General features: G+C 41.8%; 20 protein-coding genes. 18 read left to right on the top strand and 2 right to left on the bottom strand.

The features are described 5' to 3' along the window. Positions 1 to 111 precede the first annotated feature (111 nt). The 14 genes from deoB (at position 112) to lysA (ending at position 11,643) form a co-directional block, all read left to right on the top strand. The gene (gene deoB, locus NST57_RS11465; protein WP_142155423.1) at positions 112 to 1,296 is read left to right on the top strand and encodes a phosphopentomutase; all 1,185 of its coding nucleotides are present in this window, start codon (positions 112 to 114) and stop codon (positions 1,294 to 1,296) included. An 11-nt stretch (positions 1,297 to 1,307) separates the two neighbouring features. Continuing rightward, positions 1,308 to 2,120 (top strand): purine-nucleoside phosphorylase, encoded by an 813-nt coding sequence (locus tag NST57_RS11460; RefSeq protein WP_341298578.1) that lies wholly within the window; start codon positions 1,308 to 1,310, stop codon positions 2,118 to 2,120. A 159-nt stretch (positions 2,121 to 2,279) separates the two neighbouring features. After that, positions 2,280 to 3,434, top strand: coding sequence for a D-alanyl-D-alanine carboxypeptidase family protein (locus NST57_RS11455; RefSeq protein WP_445818821.1), 1,155 nt, complete (start codon positions 2,280 to 2,282; stop codon positions 3,432 to 3,434). Positions 3,435 to 3,591: 157 nt separating this feature from the next. Continuing rightward, the gene (gene spoIIAA, locus NST57_RS11450; protein ID WP_008344431.1) at positions 3,592 to 3,945 is read left to right on the top strand and encodes an anti-sigma F factor antagonist; all 354 of its coding nucleotides are present in this window, start codon (positions 3,592 to 3,594) and stop codon (positions 3,943 to 3,945) included. Beyond that, complete coding sequence (gene spoIIAB, locus NST57_RS11445) at positions 3,942 to 4,382, top strand: anti-sigma F factor (protein WP_007501052.1); 441 nt, start codon at positions 3,942 to 3,944, stop codon at positions 4,380 to 4,382. Before spoIIAA ends, spoIIAB begins: the two co-directional genes overlap by 4 nt. A 12-nt stretch (positions 4,383 to 4,394) precedes the next feature. Beyond that, a complete protein-coding gene (sigF, locus tag NST57_RS11440; protein ID WP_341298577.1) occupies positions 4,395 to 5,168 on the top strand; it encodes an RNA polymerase sporulation sigma factor SigF in 774 nt (257 codons plus the stop codon). Positions 5,169 to 5,282: 114 nt separating this feature from the next. Then, positions 5,283 to 5,903 (top strand): stage V sporulation protein AA, encoded by a 621-nt coding sequence (locus tag NST57_RS11435; RefSeq protein WP_341298576.1) that lies wholly within the window; start codon positions 5,283 to 5,285, stop codon positions 5,901 to 5,903. Beyond that, positions 5,893 to 6,309: a stage V sporulation protein AB gene (locus tag NST57_RS11430; RefSeq protein WP_007501049.1), complete on the top strand. Its 417-nt coding sequence runs from the start codon at positions 5,893 to 5,895 to the stop codon at positions 6,307 to 6,309. Before NST57_RS11435 ends, NST57_RS11430 begins: the two co-directional genes overlap by 11 nt. A 20-nt stretch (positions 6,310 to 6,329) precedes the next feature. Next, positions 6,330 to 6,782, top strand: coding sequence for a stage V sporulation protein AC (gene spoVAC, locus NST57_RS11425; RefSeq protein ID WP_142155419.1), 453 nt, complete (start codon positions 6,330 to 6,332; stop codon positions 6,780 to 6,782). A 12-nt stretch (positions 6,783 to 6,794) separates the two neighbouring features. Further along, entirely contained in the window at positions 6,795 to 7,811 is a 1,017-nt protein-coding gene (gene spoVAD, locus NST57_RS11420; RefSeq protein ID WP_008344437.1) for a stage V sporulation protein AD, read from the top strand. After that, the gene (gene spoVAE / locus NST57_RS11415; protein WP_007501045.1) at positions 7,811 to 8,161 is read left to right on the top strand and encodes a stage V sporulation protein AE; all 351 of its coding nucleotides are present in this window, start codon (positions 7,811 to 7,813) and stop codon (positions 8,159 to 8,161) included. Before spoVAD ends, spoVAE begins: the two co-directional genes overlap by 1 nt. Before the next feature lie 6 nt (positions 8,162 to 8,167). Continuing rightward, on the top strand, positions 8,168 to 8,776 hold the full coding sequence (locus tag NST57_RS11410) for a stage V sporulation protein AE (RefSeq protein ID WP_142155418.1): 609 nt from the start codon (positions 8,168 to 8,170) through the stop codon (positions 8,774 to 8,776). Further along, a complete protein-coding gene (locus tag NST57_RS11405; RefSeq protein WP_007501043.1) occupies positions 8,730 to 10,202 on the top strand; it encodes a spore germination protein in 1,473 nt (490 codons plus the stop codon). Before NST57_RS11410 ends, NST57_RS11405 begins: the two co-directional genes overlap by 47 nt. 115 nt (positions 10,203 to 10,317) lie before the next feature. Beyond that, entirely contained in the window at positions 10,318 to 11,643 is a 1,326-nt protein-coding gene (gene lysA, locus NST57_RS11400) for a diaminopimelate decarboxylase (protein WP_341299218.1), read from the top strand. Positions 11,644 to 11,882: 239 nt separating this feature from the next. Here the strand turns inward: lysA and NST57_RS11395 are convergent, their stop codons facing one another. Beyond that, a complete protein-coding gene (locus NST57_RS11395) occupies positions 11,883 to 12,767 on the bottom strand; it encodes a DUF1002 domain-containing protein (RefSeq protein ID WP_277687675.1) in 885 nt (294 codons plus the stop codon). Between the two features lie 320 nt (positions 12,768 to 13,087). Between NST57_RS11395 and NST57_RS11390 the strand changes: the two genes are divergently transcribed. Continuing rightward, complete coding sequence (locus NST57_RS11390) at positions 13,088 to 13,525, top strand: peptidylprolyl isomerase (protein ID WP_008359679.1); 438 nt, start codon at positions 13,088 to 13,090, stop codon at positions 13,523 to 13,525. 31 nt (positions 13,526 to 13,556) lie between these two features. Here NST57_RS11390 and NST57_RS11385 read toward each other — a convergent pair whose 3' ends face one another. Further along, positions 13,557 to 14,819, bottom strand: a complete 1,263-nt coding sequence (locus tag NST57_RS11385) for an MFS transporter (RefSeq protein ID WP_341298575.1) — start codon at positions 14,817 to 14,819, stop codon at positions 13,557 to 13,559. A gap of 259 nt (positions 14,820 to 15,078) precedes the next feature. On the opposite strand from NST57_RS11385, the gene NST57_RS11380 reads away from it, so the two are divergent. The 3 genes from NST57_RS11380 to NST57_RS11370 all read left to right on the top strand — a co-directional run bounded on the left by NST57_RS11380 (position 15,079) and on the right by NST57_RS11370 (position 16,677). After that, the gene (locus tag NST57_RS11380) at positions 15,079 to 15,660 is read left to right on the top strand and encodes a TetR/AcrR family transcriptional regulator (protein WP_341298574.1); all 582 of its coding nucleotides are present in this window, start codon (positions 15,079 to 15,081) and stop codon (positions 15,658 to 15,660) included. A gap of 201 nt (positions 15,661 to 15,861) precedes the next feature. Next, on the top strand, positions 15,862 to 16,098 hold the full coding sequence (locus tag NST57_RS11375) for a DUF2164 family protein (RefSeq protein WP_142155413.1): 237 nt from the start codon (positions 15,862 to 15,864) through the stop codon (positions 16,096 to 16,098). A 234-nt stretch (positions 16,099 to 16,332) separates the two neighbouring features. Beyond that, the gene (locus tag NST57_RS11370; RefSeq protein WP_008344451.1) at positions 16,333 to 16,677 is read left to right on the top strand and encodes a hypothetical protein; all 345 of its coding nucleotides are present in this window, start codon (positions 16,333 to 16,335) and stop codon (positions 16,675 to 16,677) included. The last annotated feature ends 99 nt before the right edge of the window (positions 16,678 to 16,776 follow it).

The raw sequence follows: 16,776 nt of genomic DNA, 5'->3' as shown, positions 1-16,776 counted from the left end.
TTGGACCGTTTATGGTTGTCAATTGACTTGAAAACGGTTTATACTTGAGATGTCTGACCTCTCTAAATGTGAAAGGTGAAAGGACAAGAATATTGAAGGAGGCGCTTTTTCATGCCTGATTATCAGTATAAACGCATTTTCCTCATTGTGATGGATTCAGTAGGAATCGGGGAAGCACCTGATGCTGCTGATTTTAATGATGTAGGTGCAGATACACTTGGACATATTGCTGAAAAAATGAACGGGCTTCATATGCCGAATATGGCGAAGCTTGGGCTAAGTCATATTAAAGAAATTAAAGGAATTCCAGCGGACGAAAAACCGCTTGCGTATTATGGAAAAATGCAAGAAGCATCCAACGGGAAAGACACAATGACAGGACATTGGGAAATCATGGGTCTTTATATCGACACACCATTTAAAGTCTTTCCAGACGGATTTCCAGATGAACTGTTAAATGAATTAAAAGAAAAAACAGGACGCGGCATCATTGGAAATAAACCAGCGTCTGGTACAGAAATTCTTGATGAGCTTGGCGAAGAGCACATGAAAACAGGCGATTTAATCGTTTATACTTCAGCCGATTCTGTGCTGCAAATTGCTGCACACGAAGAAGTTGTGCCTTTAGACGAACTTTACCGCATTTGCGAAATCGCACGTGAACTGACTTTAGATGAAAAATATATGGTAGGGCGCATCATTGCTCGTCCATTTGTCGGGGAGCCGGGTGCATTTGTTAGAACACCAAATCGTCATGACTATGCGTTAAAACCGTTTGACCGTACCGTCATGAATGAACTGAAAGATGATGGACTTGATGTCATTGCGATCGGAAAAATCTCTGATATTTATGATGGTGAAGGAATCACCTCTTCACTCAGAACGAAATCCAACATGGATGGAATGGACAAGCTAGTTGAGACGCTGAAAACAGACTTTACTGGGATTAGCTTCTTAAATCTGGTCGACTTTGATGCGCTTTATGGACATAGAAGAGATCCAGAAGGCTACGGTAAGGCACTAGAGGAATTTGACGCACGTCTACCTGAAGTGTTTGATCTATTAAAAGAGGATGATCTGCTTGTGATCACAGCAGATCATGGAAATGACCCGGTTCATCACGGGACCGATCATACAAGAGAATACGTTCCGCTTATTGCTTACAGCAAAAAGCATCAAGAAGCAAATGAGCTGCCAACAGCGAAAACATTTGCCGATCTTGGGGCAACGGTAGCAGATAATTTTAAATCAACGCTGCCAAAATACGGAACAAGCTTTTTATCTAAACTCAAATAGGGGGAAATCACGTGGGAGCACAGTTTTCAGAAGCGGCGGCATATATTAAACAAGCATCGACATATGTACCAACAGTTGGATTGATTTTAGGTTCAGGTCTTGGCATTTTAGCCGATGAGATTGAAAATCCAATCAAATTGAAATATGAAGATATTCCTGGATTCCCTGTTTCAACAGTAGAAGGGCATGCAGGCCAGCTCGTCATTGGAACGCTGAAAGGCACGGTCGTTTGTGCCATGCAAGGACGTTTCCATTACTATGAAGGGTATGATATGAAGCAGGTGACATTTCCTGTCCGTGTGATGAAAGAAATCGGCATTGAGACATGTATTGTGACAAATGCAGCGGGCGGTGTGAATACATCCTTCCATCCTGGCGATCTCATGCTGATTACAGATCATATCAATATGATGGGGACCAATCCGTTAATTGGACCAAACGACAGTCAAGGGGTTCGTTTCCCTGATATGTCTGCACCGTATGATCAAGATTTGCTGGCACTTGCAGAGAAAACGGCTAAACATTTAGGCATATCTGTGCAGCAAGGGGTTTATGCAGGAATGACAGGCCCTTCATATGAAACACCGGCAGAGGTTCGTTTCCTCAGAACGCTTGGCGCTGATGCAGTCGGTATGTCGACTGTGCCAGAAGTGATTGTGGCACGTCATGCAGGCATAAAAGTACTTGGTATTTCATGCATCTCTAATGCGGCTTCAGGTATTTTAGATCAGCCGCTTTCTCATGATGAAGTGATCGAAGTGACGGAAAAAGTGAAAGCAAGTTTCCTTGATTTAGTGAAAGAAGTTGTCAAACAACTCTCATAGATCGTGTGAAAAAGCCTTCTGTTCATGAAACAGAGGGCTTTTTTTTATGGCAATCAAACGATCTCTGAATAAAACAGCCTTTATGAGGAAAAAATAGAAAGGATTACGATAATGGAGGTCTGCCACTTGAAACGTCATATATGTGCATTGTTTACTTTAATGATCCTTATCTCAATGGTTTCACCATCAGCGATGGCAAAAGAAAAGATTGAAAAGCCAGGAGAAAAACAAACATCAGAATTGGCGCATGAAGCCAAATCAGCGATTTTAATGGAACGTGACACGGGAAAAGTGCTTTACAACAAAAACAGTGATGAAAAGCTTGCCCCTGCAAGTATGACCAAAATCATGACGATGCTTCTCATCATGGAAGCGATGGATCAAGGGAAATTAAAAATGACTGACAAAGTAAGAACGAGCGATCATGCAGCATCTATGGGAGGCTCACAAATTTTCCTTGAACCTGGAGAAGAAATGACGGTTAAAGACATGCTGAAAGGCATTGCGATTGCGTCAGGAAACGATGCTTCAGTTGCCATGGCAGAACATATCGCTGGATCTGAAGAACAGTTTGTTGAGCAAATGAACAAAAAGGCAAAAGAGCTTGGGCTCACCTCAACGGTCTTTCAAAATCCAACAGGACTTCCTGAAAAAGATCATTACAGCACGGCTCATGATATGGCAAAAATGGCGAAAGAGCTGTTGAAATATGAAGAGATCACCAAGTTCACTGGTGTATACGAAGACTATCTTCGTCAGAACACGGATAAAAAATTCTGGCTTGTGAATACAAACCGTCTCATTAAATTTTATCCAGGCGTAGATGGGGTGAAAACAGGTTTTACAGGCGAGGCGAAATACTGTCTAACTGCATCTGCTAAAAAAGGCAACATGCGCGTCATTGCTGTTGTATTCGGCGCAAGTACACCAAAAGACAGAAACGCCCAAATCGTCAAAATGCTGGATTACGCCTTTAGTCAATATACAACGCATCCTCTCTACAAGCGTGGTCAAGACGTAGCAGAGATCAAAGTGAGCAAAGGGAAAAAGAAAAAAATTCAGCTTGTCACGTCTGAACCGATTTCTCTTCTAACGAAAAAAGGCGAAAATGTCGATCAGATCAAAAAAGAAATTAAATTAACTCAAGATGTCACAGCCCCATTTTCAAAAGGAACGAAGCTTGGCACCATCATCTTGAAAAAAGATGGAAAAGTGCTTCATGAAAGTCCTGTTGAAGCGAAAGAAGATATGGAAAAAGCCGGTCTTTGGACGTTCTTCAAACGGGCTATGGCCGAATTTGTCAAATGGAAGTAAAAGGTGAAAGACTGCTGCAACTGGCAGTCTTTTTTGCTATGAACGAAAAGAACATCTAAATGTGACGAATGATCACTAGTTTTGTCATGGTGAAGGATTTGCATGTGAAGAAAGAGAAACATTCTTTATCCGAAAATAGAGCAAGGAGGAAGAAAAGATGAGCCTTGGTATTGATTTTCAAATAAAAGAGAGCGTACTTTGCATTCGGTTGACAGGGGAGCTTGATCATCACTCCGCAGAGACATTGAGACAAAAGGTGACGAATTATTTGGAAACAGAGGACATTCGCCACATCGTGCTGAATTTAGCTGATTTATCGTTTATGGACAGCTCTGGCCTCGGAGTGATTTTAGGAAGATACAAAGAAATTAAGCAGCTTGGCGGTGAAATGGTCGTCTGTGCGATCTCGCCAGCGGTGAACCGTTTATTCGATATGTCCGGCTTGTTTAAAATTATTCGTATGGAGCCTTCAGAGCAAACTGCGCTGCAAACATTGGGGGTGGCATCATGACAAATGAAATGAACTTGACCTTTTCTGCTTTAAGTCAAAACGAATCCTTTGCAAGAGTAACGGTGGCAGCATTCATCGCTCAGCTCGATCCAACATTAGATGAGCTAACAGAAATCAAAACCGTTGTATCAGAGGCGGTCACGAACTCGATCATTCACGGGTATGACGGGAATCCAGACGGCAAGGTGCACATTAGCGTCACGCTGGATGACCATATTGTGTATCTGACGATTCGAGACGAAGGCATGGGCATTTCAGATCTTGAGGAAGCAAGGCAGCCGCTTTTTACGACGAAACCAGATTTAGAGCGTTCCGGGATGGGTTTTACGATCATGGAGAACTTTATGGATGATGTCATGGTGGACTCATCTCCAGAAATGGGCACAACGATCCGCTTAACAAAGCATCTATCAAAAAGCAAAGCGCTTTGTAATTAAGGAGCTGCTCATATGGATGTGGAGGTAAAAAAGCAAGCAAAAAAAGCACAGCTGTCAAATGATGAAGTGAAAGAGCTCATCAAAAAAAGCCAAGACGGAGATCAACAAGCAAGAGACCTCCTCGTAGAAAAAAACATGCGTCTTGTTTGGTCCGTTGTTCAGCGCTTTTTAAATAGAGGATATGAACCAGATGATCTGTTCCAAATAGGCTGTATTGGCCTGCTGAAATCTGTTGATAAATTTGATTTGTCTTATGATGTGAAATTTTCGACGTATGCCGTTCCAATGATCATTGGTGAAATTCAGCGTTTCATTCGCGATGATGGAACGGTCAAAGTCAGCAGGTCCTTAAAGGAACTTGGAAATAAAATCAGGCGGGCAAGAGACGAATTGTCTAAATCTCATGGGAGAATGCCGACTGTACAGGAAATCGCTGAATATCTAGACATCACACCTGAGGATGTCGTCCTCGCTCAAGAAGCGGTTCGCTCACCATCATCTATTCATGAAACCGTGTATGAAAATGACGGCGATCCGATTACGTTGCTCGATCAAATTGCCGATCATTCAGAAGAAAGATGGTTTGATAAAATTGCGCTGAAAGAGGCGATTAAAGAATTAGAAGAGCGCGAGAAACTGATTGTCTATTTAAGGTATTATAAAGACCAAACACAATCAGAAGTAGCAGAAAGACTCGGAATTTCCCAAGTGCAAGTCTCACGGCTTGAAAAGAAAATTTTAAAACAAATCCAAATGCAAATGCAAATGGATCAAAAAGACAGCTAGCCAATTCGGCTGGCTTTTTTTGTGTGGTAATTACCGGTAAATCAAGTTCTTTCAGTATGAGAACCATTTTTCACCACATACTATTTTTAACCCATCGTATAGGAAGTGACTTGGATGGACGGACAAATCTTTATTCGGCTGCGCCATCGGATTAAGACTGGTAATGATCAGCTTATTTATTTAGAGGATATCGCCCAAATCACTGGAGATGACAGTGCTGTGCAAAAGCTGAGCAAAATGCCGATATACCATGTCAGCAAAAAGGATCGTCACATCGTTGTGTTAGATATCATGCATGTGGTCAAAACGATCAAAAAAGCGTGGCCTGCCATCGACATTCAAACAGTCGGAGGCTCAGAAGCCATTGTTGAAATAGACACAGGCAAACGCCAACTGTCTCCCATTTTATTTGTGTTTGTATGGCTCCTCTTATTTGTCGGAGCGGCCCTTGCCATCATGAATTTCCATGAGGATGTCAGTATGCGGCTTGTTCATATCCGCCTTTACGAGATGATTACTGGAAACACGGTTGAGCATCCTTATTTATTACAAATTCCATATAGCTTTGGACTCGGTTTTGGCATGATTTTATTTTTCAATCATGTGTTTAAAAAGCGTTTAAACGAAGAGCCAAGTCCGCTTGAAGTGGAAATGTTTAAATATCAGCTTGATCTTGATCATTATGTCGCACTCAATGAAAACAAAGAAACATTGAAAGATATCCATGATCGGTAAATGGCTTTTTGTGGTGCTTGTTGGGCTCGGCGGCGGTTTAACGGTAGGGGCAGGGTTTGTGGCGTTTCTCACAGTGCTTGGTATTATCCCTCGATTAATGCAATTAACGAAAACGCAGCGTTTCATTCAAGGATATGAGGCTGCCGTGATAAGTGGAGCGGTCGTTGGCGGCTGGGCTACCTTAAGTCAAGTCCATTTGCATTTATCCAAATGGCTGGCGCTTCCGATCGGTCTTTTATCTGGCATTTTTGTCGGCATGCTTGCAGCCGCACTCACTGAAGTGTTAAATGTACTTCCTATCTTAACGAAAAGAATTGGAATGGACGGGAAAATTGTGCTGCTGCTCATGGCCATCGTCTTAGGGAAGGTGTTTGGCTCGCTATTTCATTGGCTTATTTATATTTAAAAATGTGGAGGGAACAACACGTGTCAAGTTTAAAAGAGAACTATCCATCTAAAGTGAAAACGTATCAGCCGAAACCTCCTTATGTACTAAACTGCATCAAGGCTTTTCTTGTTGGCGGTTTGATTTGTGCGATAGGCGAGGGATTGCAAAATTTCTATATTACTTTTTTTGATTTTAATGAGAAGACAGCAGGGAATCCAACGGTGGCGACCCTTATTTTAATTTCTTCTATTTTAACTGGTATTGGTATTTACGATAAAATCGGCCAGTTTGCTGGAGCGGGATCAGCTGTCCCGGTGACAGGATTTGCAAACAGCATGACAAGTGCGGCTCTTGAGCATAGAAGTGAAGGGCTTGTGTTAGGTGTAGCGACCAACATGTTTAAACTGGCTGGGAACGTCATTGTGTTTGGTGTCGTCTCGGCATATGTCGTAGGGATTATTCGATACGTCTTGGAAAAGATGTTTTCGTAGGAGGAATAAAACGTGAAACTAACAGGTAAGCAATCTTGGGTATTTGAACACAAGCTTTATGTGAATGCGGAAGGAACAGCTGCAGGACCGAAAGAAAAAGAAGGCCCAATCGGTCATCTCATTGATAAAACCTATGATGAAATGCACTGTTATCAAAAGAACTGGGAAATGGCTGAAAGACAGCTCATGGATGATGCCATATCAATGGCCTTATCAAAAGCGAATTTGCAAAAAAGTGATATTGACCTTTTGCTGGCAGGAGATTTACTGAACCAAAACGTGACTGCCAACTATGTGGCAAGAGAACTCAAAATCCCGTTTCTTTGTTTATTTGGTGCCTGCTCCACCTCAATGGAATCAGTCGCCATTGCCTCAGCGTTAGTAGATGGTGGCTTTGCCAATAGAGCGCTTGCTGCGACAAGCAGTCACAACGCGACGGCAGAGCGGCAATTTCGTAATCCAACAGAATATGGCGGGCAAAAACCAGATACAGCAACAAGTACAGTGACAGGGAGCGGTGCTGTCGTCATCAGCCAAGAACCTTCCCAAATTCAAATTACAAGTGCCACCGTCGGACGGGTGATGGACCTTGGAATTACAGATCCATTCGACATGGGTTCAGCTATGGCGCCCGCAGCAGCAGACACAATCAAACAACATTTAGAAGACTTAGGAAGAACAGTAGATGATTATGATCTCATTTTAACAGGAGATCTATCTGGCATTGGATCGCCTATTTTAAAGGATCTTCTGAAAGAAGATGGCATTCAGCTTGGACGGAAGCATGATGATTGCGGATTAATCATATACACACCTGATCAAAATGTATTCGCTGGAGGCAGCGGCTGTGCCTGCTCAGCTGTCGTGACATTCAGTCACATCTTTCAAGAAATGAAAGCAGGAAATTTGCAAAGAGTATTGGTTGTGGCAACCGGGGCGCTTCTCAGCCCAATGATGGTTCAGCAAAAAGAGACCATTCCAACCATTGCGCACGGAGTTGTATTTGAGCGTGCAGGAGGAGAAAGCTAATGGATTATTTGATTGCTTTTGTTGCAGGCGGACTGATTTGCGTGATCGGCCAGCTTTTACTTGATGTACTGAAACTCACACCGGCACATGTCATGACCACCTTTGTTGTGGCGGGGACGATTTTAGACGGGTTTGGTATTTATGATAAATTTATTGAATTTGCAGGAGCGGGTGCTACCGTGCCTATCGTAAGCTTTGGTCATAGCTTGCTTCATGGGGCGATGCATCAGGCCGATGTCCACGGATTTATTGGAATCGGAATTGGGATTTTTGAGTTAACATCTGCTGGAATATCAGCTGCGATTTTATTTTCATTTATCATTGCACTTATCTTTAAACCGAAAGGATAACCTAATATGGGGCAAAGACGCAAAGTCATTTTAGTGACAGACGGAGATATATATGCTGCCAAAACGATTGAGCTTGTCGCAAAGAAAGTCGGCGGAAGATGTATTTCCAGCTCAAAAGGGAATCCGAGCAAACGAACAGGACCAGAACTGGTCCAGATGATTTTGAAAACGCCGTATGACCCAGTGTTTGTCATGTTTGATGATTCTGGTCTAACAGGTGAAGGAACAGGGGAAACGGCCATGAAGCACGTAGCACGTCACCCTGAAATTGAGGTGATTGGCGCCATTGCAGTGGCATCTAAAACCCATCAAGCGGAATGGACAAAGGTACATGTCTCCATTGATCGGGAAGGTGAACTGACAGAATACGGCGTTGACAAACATGGACTTCCAGAAATGGAACCACACAAAATGAGCGGAGATACAGTGTATTGTCTCGATTCACTACAGCTTCCGATTGTTGTCGGCATTGGAGATATTGGCAAGATGGGACGGAAAGATGATCTAAGCAAAGGGTCTCCCATCACAATGAAGGCAGTCGAATTAATTTTAGAAAGGAGCGGTTTCCATGAAAAAAGACAAGGTACACGTGTACCGAGATCCGAAGAAAAATGAAGATTTTTTCAAAGACAATGTTGGGATGGGCCTCAGCTTTGACCTCGGCGTTCGGAAAATTTATGTCCATGATCAGGAAATCCAGCTTTACTATGTAAATGGATTATGTGATACACAATATGTCATCTATTTATTAAAAGAACTGATTGAAATCAATGACAACGAACCTGAATCAGATGATCTTGCACGTGTGGTAGAAAATCGTCTCGTCAATCAGCAAGTCTCAAAAGTTGAAACGCTTGATGAGGCAGTGGATCAAGTGCTGTCTGGACTTGTGGCAGTCGTTGTAGAAGGTGAAAATTACGCATTTATTATTGACGTCAGGAGCTACCCTGGCAGAATGCCGGAGGAACCGGATACAGAAAAGGTTGTCAGAGGTGCAAGAGACGGCTTTGTTGAAAACATTATAGTGAACACAGCACTTATTCGCAGAAGAGTGCGGGATGAAAAACTGCGATATAAAATGCTTAAAGTAGGAGAACGTTCTAAAGCAGACGTATGTGTTTGTTATATTGAAGACATTGCAGACCCTGATCTTGTTGATATTATCGAAAAAGAAGTGTCTGGGATCAAAGTTGACGGACTGACGATGTCTGATAAAACTATAGAAGAATTTATCATCAAGCAAGGGTATAATCCCTTCCCGCTTGTACGATACACCGAGCGCCCAGATGTAGCTGCTAACCATATATTAGAAGGACATGTCATCATCATTACGGATACATCCCCTAGTGTCATCATTACACCAACCACTATTTTTCATCACGTTCAACATGCTGAAGAATACCGCCAGGCGCCAGCAGTTGGGACTTTTTTAAGATGGGTGCGTTTTTTAGGCATTTTATGTTCTACTTTTCTTTTGCCGATCTGGTTTCTTTTTATTCTAGAACCGAATCTTCTGCCAGATAATCTAAGCTATATTGGATTTAACAAACCTTCCCATATCCCTGTCATTCTCCAAGTATTCCTTGCTGATTTTGGGGTGGAATTTTTACGAATGGCGGCGATTCATACGCCGACCGCCTTGTCGACTGCCATGGGCTTGATTGCAGCCGTTTTAATTGGACAAATTGCAATTGATGTCGGTTTATTTACACCAGAGGTCATATTATACGTCTCGCTAGCAGCCATCGGCACATTCACCACTCCAAGTTATGAACTTAGTGTCGCTAATAAAATCATACGACTGATCATATTAGCACTAGTAGCGATCTTTAAGCTGAATGGACTGATCATCGGTTTTACGCTGTTACTTATTTATTTAACATCCATTCGTTCCTTACAGACGCCTTATATGTGGCCATTCATTCCTTTTAATGGAAAGGCTTTGTGGCAAGTACTCATTCGGACGTCTGTTCCTGGCTCAAAAGTAAGGCCAAGCATCGTTCACCCTCAGAACAGATCAAAAATTCCGCCAAATTCTTAACGCTCGTTGAAAGTGGCTGAAGATTGTGATATTGTATTTTTAACTTTGAGAAAAGGCAAAAGGCAGCTTGTGCAGCTGTCTTTTTTCAGCCGAGGCGGAGAAAGAGGGAATGACATTGTATTTACACGGCACTTGCAGACAAAATGAACTCGGACATTTAGAAATTGGTGGTGTTGATGCCGTTTCTTTAGCTGAAACGTATGGGACACCACTTTATGTATATGATGTGGCTTTAATACGGGAGCGTGCAAAAAGCTTTCAGAAAGCATTTATTGAAGAAGAACTAAAAGCTCAGGTGGCATATGCGAGTAAGGCGTTTTCTTCTATTGCTATGTTCCAGCTGGCAAAAGAAGAAGGCTTATCACTTGATGTCGTTTCAGGCGGGGAGCTGCACACAGCCATTTGTGCCGGGTTTCCAGTAGAAAAAATTCATTTCCATGGTAACAACAAAAGCAGAGAAGAATTAAAGATGGCACTAGAGCACGGAATTGGCTGTATTGTCGTTGATAATTTCTATGAAATGACACTCATTGAACAGCTTGGTCAAGAGCTGTCAAAACAGGTGAAAGTACTACTCCGCATCACGCCGGGTGTTGAAGCACATACGCATGACTATATTACAACAGGTCAAGAAGATTCAAAATTCGGTTTTGATCTTCATAATGGACAAGCAGACGAAGCGGTCAAACAAGTGCTTAAATCAGAAGTGATCGAGCTTTTAGGTGTTCATTGTCATATCGGCTCACAAATTTTTGATACGGCTGGTTTTGTCCTTGCGGCAGATAAGATTTTCTTGAAGCTGGATGAATGGAGAGAATCATTTGGCTTTATTTCCACAGTGCTGAATTTAGGCGGAGGTTTTGGCATCCGTTATACAGAAGAGGATGAGCCACTGCCTGCGACTGAATACGTGGAGAAAATTATTCAAGCGGTGAAAGAAAATGTAGCCCGCTATGAGTTTGAGATGCCTGAAATTTGGATTGAGCCAGGCCGCTCACTTGTTGGAGATGCAGGAACCACTCTTTATACGATCGGCTCATCAAAACATGTACCTGGCATTCGCGATTATGTAGCCATCGACGGCGGGATGAGTGATAATATTCGACCTGCTTTATATCAAGCAAAATATGAAGCAGCGAGCGCCAATAAAATGAGCCAAACACATGATCAAACGGTGTCCATTGCAGGGAAATGCTGCGAAAGTGGAGATATGCTTATTTGGGATATTGATCTGCCAGAGTTATCACAGGGAGACTTATTAGCTGTCTTTTGTACAGGAGCTTATGGCTACAGCATGTCAAACAACTATAATCGCATCCCGCGCCCAGCTGTAGTATTTGTAGAAGATGGGGAAGCGCAGCTTGTCGTTGAGCGTGAGACATACGAGGACATTGTCAAATTGGATTTACCTTATCAATCAAAAGTGAAATCATCGATTTAAAAAAAGCTGCCTGATCATCAGGCGGCTTCAGCGTGTAGACAAACCCTCGCATTCGTTGTCAGTCCTGCGTGCTGGTGCTCACGAATGTGAAATTCGCTCCGCGCCAGTACTCGTCCTTCCTAGACTTCAAAGGTTTTCTATCACGCTGAAAAGAAGACAAAGGGCTAAAATAAAGTTCATTTTAGCCCTTTGTCAACAATCTGAGCTGCCTGATCATCAGGCAGCTTTTTCTATGACATTTATTTTCCACCAGTAAATACAGAGACGATCGCGTTCCAAATAGAGACAAAGAAATCCCAAATTTTCTGTAGAAGGTTTTTCCCTTCATCTGATTCTATGAATTTTGTAATCTTGTCTTTTGCTTTATCAATTTGAGATCCGACTTGTTTCCAATCGATATTGATATTTTTCATTTTATCGAAGAGAGAGACAAGTTGATCCTTTTGATCTTGCGTCAGATTTAAGTTCAAATCAGAAGCGGCTTGATCTACTTTTTCTTCCACTTCTTTTGTTGTTTTAGGAACTCCATTTTTGGCAATGTCATCTTTGATTTTTGCAATCAGGGCAGAAGCATTGTCTTTTCCAATAGAGTCACCCAGTTTAGATGTTGTTACAAGCTCTTCGTTTGCCACCTGTTTCACATCTTCAGGAATGGCTTTGTCGCTTGACACTTCATAGGCTTTTAATAGACCCGTCAGTGCTGCTGTACCAGATACTTCAAACGGCGCCGTCACGACAACCTTTGCATCTTTCACACCTGCGGTCATTAAAGCATTTAAATACATCTCATCTGTAATGGTCTTAATGTTATGTGTATCCACAGTCAGACCCGCACCTGATTTTTCAATAGTGATGGATGAAGATGATAATGCTCTCGTCCCGATAGAAGAACGAGGGATATACTTTCCTAAATATTCATGCTCTTCTTTATTGGTTACTTCAATTTTTGTCGCATTTTCAGGTGGATTCAACTCGTCAAGCACCTTCTGGCGATCAGCCGGTGTTAAGTCTTGCCCGAGTGTGACGATGACATCGCCGACAGCTGCATCCGCTAAGCTGACTTTTGGCGCACCAATCAGTAAAAGGAGCGCTGCCATCATACCAAGCATTGTTTTTTTAAACATGTTGACCTCCTTCAAGTCGAAAGCGTTTCTCTATGGTGAGAAACTCATCTTTTGAGTACATGATTTGAATGTACTCCATCATATAGACGTAACAAATCAGTCTGACGTTTCAATTTTCTTTTAAAGTTGTTTGAAACCTCCAATATGATGAAGCGTTTTGCTCAGTCTGTGATCATTTCCTTAGGAGAAAAGAATCAAGCTCTTTTATTTTATCAATGTTGGCAAAAGAGGTAAATCACATTAGGTAAGCAGGGGATGTTTAACATCACCGAAAATGTGCTATAATGAGCCTTGTTTAACCTGAAAGGAGAATGTGAAAAATGGCGAAAAAAGGATACATACAATTAACAAATGGAAAGAAAATTGAGTTTGAACTTTACCCAGAGGCTGCTCCAGGTACAGTAGCAAACTTTGAAAAATTAGCGAATGAAGGCTTCTACGATGGATTGAAATTCCACCGCGTGATCCCGGGCTTCGTAAGCCAAGGCGGCGATCCAAACGGTAATGGAACTGGAGGACCTGGTTACACCATTAAATGTGAAACAGAAGGAAACCCTCATCAGCACGAGAGAGGTTCATTATCAATGGCACACGCTGGTAAAGACACTGGTGGCAGCCAATTCTTTATCGTACATGACCCACAACCGCACTTAAACGGTGTTCACACTGTTTTTGGTAAAGTAACATCTGGTATCGAGGCTGTTCTTGACATGGAACAAGGCCAAGGGATGGAAAAAGTCGAAGTTGTCGACGCTTAATTCATTAACACCGCTTAATTGCGGTGTTTTTTTATTTTAAATCTGATTTTCCTGTGATCTGTGCCGCGAAACGGTAGGTAATCATCCAATATAAAAGGGCTAAGGCGCTGATAGAGGCTCCAAATAGACATACCCCATTCCAGCCAGCGTTTGCGTATATGTTAGTTGATCCAATAGAACCGAGCGCACTGCCGAGGGAATAAAAAATCATATAAGCAGCAGTCAGCCGGCTTCTCGCCTCAGGCCGGACTGTGAAAATCATACTCTGATTGGTCACATGAACGGCCTGCACAGATAGGTCAAGAATGACGATACCAACGATTAACAAAATAAGGGAATATTCAGTGAAAAAGATAAAAAGCCATGAAAATAGTAATAGGACAAGGGCGATGCACGTTGTTAACTGTCCTAAGCCTCGATCAGCAAGGCTACCAGCCCGAGCGGCACCTAATGCTCCGGCAACTCCAGCAAGACCAAATGCACCAATCGCCGTATGTGACAGATTGTATGGCGTAGTGCTGAGAGGTAGCACAAGTGAAGTCCACAGCGTGCCAAACACAACAAAGATCAGAAAACCCAGTACGCCACGAATACGTAGAATTCGTTCTTGTCTGAACAATATAAACATTGAAGCGAGCAAGTTCACATAGGATATGGAGACTCTCTTGCTGTCAGCACGCGGAAGATACCGGTACAACACGCCAGTTATGATCAGCATCATCACACCAGAAACGAGATAGACTGATCTCCAGCCGGCGAGATCGGTTAGTACACCAGCAAACGTTCGTGCGAGAAGAATACCAATCACAATTCCACTTTGAACCAAGCCCACTATACGGCCGCGTTCTTCAGGAGTGGCCCATGTCGCTGCGAATGCGACGAGTACCTGGGTGACTACAGCAAGCAGTCCCACAGCAGCTAGTCCTATGAACAGGACGGTGGCGGTAGGGGCGATACCGACTAGAATGAGAGATAACACGGATACTAGCATCTGAGCTACGATGAGCCGTCGTTGATTGAACAGATCACCAAGTGGTACGATCAGTAGCAGTCCTAGCGCATAACAAAGCTGAGTAATCGTAATGACCATGCCAATGGATGAATAGTTGATACCAAATTCGGATGCGAGGGAGTCTAATAACGGTTGTGCAAAGTATATGTTTGCAACTGCCATCCCGGAGGCTGTCGCAAACAGCAGAGCCATATAGCGAGTCATCGTTGATCGGGTGTTTATTTGTAAATGAGTCGCTTCCAGATCAGGATGTTCAGCGGAAGTCATTTTTTCTTTTTTCATGCATTTCGTCAGCTCCTTTTGTATTAAAGAGTATAATATACTGATCGGTATAAAATGATTCCTGTTAAGGATAACCAGACAAACGTTTTAAAGTCAAGATAATGATAAAATGATGTGGTGAAGATCTTGAGAGATGAAGTCGGTTTGACAATGATACGTCAATAAAATAAAATGATAATGTACCGATTAGTAAAAAACTTATACGAAATAGATGGTTGATTTAGTGAAGAGGTTTTTATGATAGAAATGAGGGTTGATGATGGTTCGACAACGGGAATTTGATGAGGAAAAAGCGTTAGATGAGGCCTTGTTGCTTTTTTGGGAGAAGGGGTATAGAGCCACTACATTAAGCGATTTAACTGCAAAAATGGGAATACAGCGGCCGAGCTTATACTCAGCGTTCGGTGATAAAGAGGAATTGTTTGAAGCAGCATTACGCAAATATACAACTCAGCATGCAGCCCATATTCGAACAAAACTTCAAAATAATCTAACTGCAAAGGAAGCATTTCATACATTATTTGCTGAAATAGTAGAAGAGGAATATGGAGATGGACCGAGTAAAGGGTGCTTCTGTATCAATACAATAGTCGAGCTTGCCCCCCACGAAGAGAAATTTGAAATTCTCACGAGAGAGCATCAGATGTATCTTTCGGTCATTTTTGAAGAAAAAATTGTACAAGGTATTCGCTCGGGTGAGCTCGAAAGCATTCTGAATGCCAAAGCCTTAGCACAGGCGCTGGTCGTTTCTTTCATTGGACTTACAGTCCTCATGAAATCTCGTCCAGAGCGTTCATTTGTAGATCATTCTATAGCGACGATACTATCCATATTGAAATAAATAGTCTATATAAAGAAAGCGTATTTTGATCAATTGATTAAAACACGCTTTTTCTTTTAGGGTGATATGGACACGTTTTTATGATATGATAAGAGAACAAACATTCGCATTCGTAAATATCACCATTTGCAGCTCTCAAAATAAGTGACATTGCAAAATCTAAAAAGCGTGTGATTATGCTGAAAGAAAGCAGGAGATACTTTGAAACCATTAACAAAAGAAGAAAAAAATCAAATGATGATTGCCATTCAGCGTTACTTTGCCGAAGAACGAGAAGAGGAAATTGGTGAATTAGCAGCCATTAATATATTGGAATTTATCACAAAACAGCTTGGAAGCTACTATTATAATCAAGGGGTTCGTGACAGCCGAAATATCGCTGTTCAAAGATCTCAATTGTTAGAGGAAGATCTATTCGCATTAGAGAAAAGAATATAATCAAGAAGTTAGTCTATCGTGTTCACCCTGCTAACAAATAAAGAGGAAAAAAGACCCCCTTAATAAAGAACGCATATTCGTATCATATGTAATGATGAAAAAGTGGAACCAAAAGTCCATTTGAATCGTTATATAAGTAACCATTAATGAAAATCAGCTTTTTTGGTTTTATTTCATCAAAAGAAGGAATAGAACATACAAATAGGCGAAGTGCAGATGATGGAGGTTCTAAATATGGGGAAAATCAAACTAAAAATCGCAATCTTATTTGTTTTACTGCTTTGTTTAGGCGCAGGTTATTTATACATGAATGGCATGAAAATTGAAGATGTGCCAACAGCCATTGGCGAAAGCTTAACGAATAATGACAAAGATTACACAATCTATGAATATACCATTACGAAGATTGATGGAGATGAGTATTATGGCCAAGCCAAAAATGGCACGAAAATCATTTTTAATGGAAAGAAATTTGAAGATGATGTGGCCGATCTGAAAAAAGGCGATCGTATTAAAGCATACTTTAGTAATGAAAAAAGAATAGACGGTCTTATAAAAGTAGTAAAAGTCGTCAATTAACAAGTCTCCTTTCCTATAAGGAGGCTTTTTTTATGAACAGGTAAATAAATCTTGATTGTTGCATTTGACCACAAGGATGCTATAATAGCCCCTAAGGAC

It is taken from the genome of Bacillus sp. FSL M8-0077, assembly GCF_038050255.1.
GTDB lineage: Bacteria > Bacillota > Bacilli > Bacillales > Bacillaceae > Bacillus > Bacillus altitudinis.
Note: the sequence above shows the minus strand (reverse complement) of the source record. Positions and strands in the feature narration are given on the sequence as shown.